A 3,088-nucleotide genomic window follows, 5' to 3' on the forward strand; every position below is an offset into this window, starting at 1 on the left:
CGCGGTGGTCATCGCGGTCCCGTTCCAGTTCCTCGGCCTGGCGCTGGGCTTCGAGAGCCTCAACCGCCAGGGGCTGCCCGACTCCGCCGACCGGGACGTCACCCCCGGCTGCTGGGTGACCCACCGCAGCGCCGTCTGCGCCGCGCTCGCGCCCTCGGGTGCGAGCGCGGCGAACTCCGCCGCCGCCTCGAGGCCGGTCGCGAAGTCCACCCCGGAGAAGGTCTCCCCCTGGTCGAAGGCCTCGCCGTGGCGGTTGTAGGTGCGGTGGTCGTCCGGGGCGAAGACGGTGCGCTCGTCGTACCGGCCCGACAGCAGGCCCGAGGCCAGCGGCACCCGGGCGAGGATTCCCACCCCGGCCGCCTCGGCCGCGGGCAGCACCCGCTCCAGGGGCTTGAGCCGGAAGGCGTTCAGGATGATCTGGACGCTCGCGACGTTCGGGCGGGCGATCGCGGTCAGCGCCTCCTCGCAGGTCTCCACGCTCACCCCGTAGGCGGCGATCCGCTCCTCCTCCACCAGGGTGTCCAGGGCGTCGAACACCTCGTCCGAGGAGAAGACGGGCGTCGGCGGGCAGTGCAGCTGCACCAGGTCGAGCCGTTCCACGCCCAGGTTGGCCCGCGAACGGTCGGCCCAGGCACGGAAGTTGGCCAGGTTGTAGTGCTCGGGCCGCTGCTCGACCCGGCGGCCGAACTTGGTGGCGACGAACACCTCCGCGTCCGGGCGGTCCTTCAGGAAGCGGCCGATCAACCGCTCGCTGCGGCCGTCGCCGTAGACGTCGGCGGTGTCGAAGAGGGTGACGCCGGCCTCCACCGAGGCCTCCAGCACGGCCAGGGCGTCCTCCTCCCGGACGTCTCCCCAGTCCGCGCCGAGCTGCCAGGTGCCGAGTCCGACGATCGAGACGGGACGGCCGGTGCGGCCGAGTACGCGCTGTTCCATGGGGCAGAGCCTCTCACGCGCCGACCCCGGACGGACGCGCACCCCGGCCGGCCCCAAACCCTGACCGAATTTTCAGTCGACGGCCGGACCGGCACCGCACCCCCGGGGTAGGGTGGGCGATCATGGCCAGTCGTAAAACGTCGATCATGGAAGCAGCGGCGCGGGTGATCGCGCGGCACGGGGTGCGCGGGCTGCGGGTGGAGGAGCTCGCGGCCGAGGCGGGCGTGTCCACCGCGCTGATCTACTACCACTTCAAGGACCGTACGGGGGTCCTCCGGCAGACGCTGGAGTTCATCAGCGACCGGGCGGAGCGGTACACGACGGAGCGCGCCGAGGGCGCGCCGCCGCCGACGCCCCGCGAGGAGCTGGAGCAGACCCTGCTGCTGGAGCTCCAGGACACCACCGAGGTGCGGGAGAACAGCATCGCCTGGGGCGAGCTGCGGGCGAGCGCGGTGTTCGACGAGACGCTGCGCGAGGAGCTGGCGCGGGCCACCCGGATCTGGGTGCAGGAGATCGCGGAACTGCTCGGCGGGGTACGGCCGATGGCCTCGGCGGTCGCGCTGGCCGGGGCGGCGGAGCGGCTGACCGCGCTGCTGGAGGGGCTGAGCACCCGCTGGCTCAGCGGCAGCCTGCCGCTGCCGCAGGCCCGGACGCTCCTGGCCGACGCGATCGACGCCGAGGTCGACCGGCTCGCCCCCTGATCCACCCGGACCGCCCGGACACCGGCGGACGTCACTCCGCGTATGCCACGTACTGCGGATGCGTCACGGAACACCCGCCGGTTTGACTGAATTTTCAGTCAATGCGAGCCTGAATCCTGTCGCCGGCGCCCCGTCCCCCGTGGTGCGCCGCCACGCCACGGCACCAAGAGTGGAGTCGGTGCCGAGCCCGTCGATCTGGAGACCCTCATGCCCCACCACCACCGCGACGACCGCCCGTACCCCTGGGTCCCGGCGGACGACGTCCCGCACGCGCGGACCTGGATGTCCTGGCCCTCCCGCCGGGGGGTCTGGGGCCTGCGCCTGGGCGGCGTCCAGGCGGACATCGCCCTGATCGCCCGCACCATCGCCGAGTTCGAGCCCGTGGTGATGTGCGCCCCCGACGACTGGACGGCCGGCAAGGCGCAGGCCGCCTGCGGCTCCGCGGTGGAGGTGATCACCGCCATCCCCACCGACGACCTGTGGATGCGCGACACCGCGCCGGTCTTCCGCCGCGACGGCTACGGCGGCCTGGACGCCGTGGTCCTCAACTTCAACGGCTGGGGCGACAAGCAGGTCCACCACGACGACGCCCGCGTCGCCGAGCGCCTCGCCGCCCGCCGCGGCCTGCGCCACACCTACGCGGACTTCGTCGGCGAGGGCGGCGCGATCGAGACCGACGGCGACGGCACCGTGATGGCCACCGAGAGCAGCCTGGTCAACAAGAACCGCAACCGCGGCATGAGCCGGGACGAGATCGAGGAGGCCGTCCTGGACGCCTACGGCGCGGACACCATGATCTGGCTGCCGGGCATCAAGGGCCAGGACATCACCGACGACCACGTGGACGTCACCTCCCGGTTCGTCCGCCCCGGCGTGGTGATGGTCCAGCTGCCACCGGCCGACCGCACCGACGTCTGGGCGCGCGACGCCCGCGAGCAGTTCGCCCTCCTGTCCGCCGCGACCGATGCCCGCGGCCGCCGCCTGCAGGTCGTCCCCGTGCACGGCCCGGACACCGTCCGCTCCCGCAGCTCGAAGTTCGTCGACTCCTACCTCAACTTCGTCCTCGTCAACGGCGGGGTCATCACCACCCAGTTCGGCGACGCCCGCAAGGACGCTGCCGCCCGGGAGGCGCTCGCCGCGGCCTTCCCCGGCCGCGAGGTGGTGCAGCTCGACGTCGACCGGCTGATGGCCGGGGGCGGCGGCATCCACTGCTCGACCATGCACGAACCGCTGCCGTAGCCGCCCTCCCGCCCGCCGCGCGGGGCCCGTCCGCCGGGCAGAGCCCGACCACCACCCCGACCACCGACCGGAGTTCCCCCATGTCCCACGCCCCGTCCCGCCGCACCCTGCTGCGCCGCCTCGCCGGTGTCGGCGCCGGTGTCGGCGCGCTCACCCTCGGCCTCGCCGCCTGCGACCGCAACGGCGCCGAGGGCGGCGCCGGCACCGCGTCGACC

General features: G+C 73.6%; 3 protein-coding genes. 2 read left to right on the top strand and 1 reads right to left on the bottom strand.

Annotated elements, in window-relative coordinates; genetic code table 11:
• Nucleotides 1-933 (bottom strand): aldo/keto reductase (locus tag ABZW03_RS39150; protein WP_355269391.1); only part of this gene is annotated, 933 nt, incomplete at its 3' end.
• 122 nt (nucleotides 934-1,055) lie between these two features.
• Here ABZW03_RS39150 and ABZW03_RS39155 point away from each other — a divergent pair.
• Both ABZW03_RS39155 and ABZW03_RS39160 read left to right on the top strand, forming a co-directional pair.
• On the top strand, nucleotides 1,056-1,634 hold the full coding sequence (locus tag ABZW03_RS39155) for a TetR/AcrR family transcriptional regulator (protein ID WP_355269393.1): 579 nt from the start codon (nucleotides 1,056-1,058) through the stop codon (nucleotides 1,632-1,634).
• A gap of 207 nt (nucleotides 1,635-1,841) precedes the next feature.
• Complete coding sequence (locus tag ABZW03_RS39160) at nucleotides 1,842-2,873, top strand: agmatine deiminase family protein (protein ID WP_355269395.1); 1,032 nt, start codon at nucleotides 1,842-1,844, stop codon at nucleotides 2,871-2,873.
• Nucleotides 2,874-3,088 lie beyond the last annotated feature (215 nt).

It is taken from the genome of Kitasatospora sp. NPDC004799 (genome assembly GCF_040609095.1).
GTDB lineage: Bacteria > Actinomycetota > Actinomycetes > Streptomycetales > Streptomycetaceae > Kitasatospora.

Bases quoted from the DNA above. Each gene is read 5' to 3' on its own strand.
- ABZW03_RS39160 (WP_355269395.1), top strand. From the start codon at position 1,842: ATGCCCCACCACCACCGCGACGACCGCCCGTACCCCTGGGTCCCGGCG.
- ABZW03_RS39155 (WP_355269393.1), top strand. From the start codon at position 1,056: ATGGCCAGTCGTAAAACGTCGATCATGGAAGCAGCGGCGCGGGTGATC.